This window comes from Massilia sp. CT11-108 (genome assembly GCF_047302915.1).
GTDB lineage: Bacteria > Pseudomonadota > Gammaproteobacteria > Burkholderiales > Burkholderiaceae_D > Telluria > Telluria orientalis.
Genome location: NZ_JBKYMO010001739.1, coordinates 1 through 240, shown reverse-complemented (window position 1 = coordinate 240; position 240 = coordinate 1). Strand labels below are relative to the sequence as shown.

The following is a 240-nucleotide window of genomic DNA, read 5'->3' as shown; positions in this document are numbered from 1 at the left end:
GCTGCGGCTCGTCGACCACCAGCGCGGGGATGGCCTGTGGGACGAGCCGCAGCACACGGCCACGGGCTTCCCCCGCGTGTTCTACCTGCGCTACCACGGTTACGCCAGGTATTTTCCGTTGTGGGCGCTGGCCCGCTACCGCAACCTGCGGGCCGGCGGCAGCGGCCGGGTCGCGTTCGGGATGTAGACCGTGCCTTCGGCGCCGTGCGTGCTCGCCGTCTGCGGCATGCCGTTCGAGGC

1 protein-coding gene is annotated in these 240 nt (G+C 71.7%); it reads left to right on the top strand.

What is annotated here, in order from left to right:
* Nucleotides 1–187: hypothetical protein (locus ACEN88_RS36190; RefSeq protein ID WP_413347196.1), on the top strand; the 187-nt coding region annotated here is incomplete at its 5' end.
* Nucleotides 188–240: the final 53 nt, after the last annotated feature.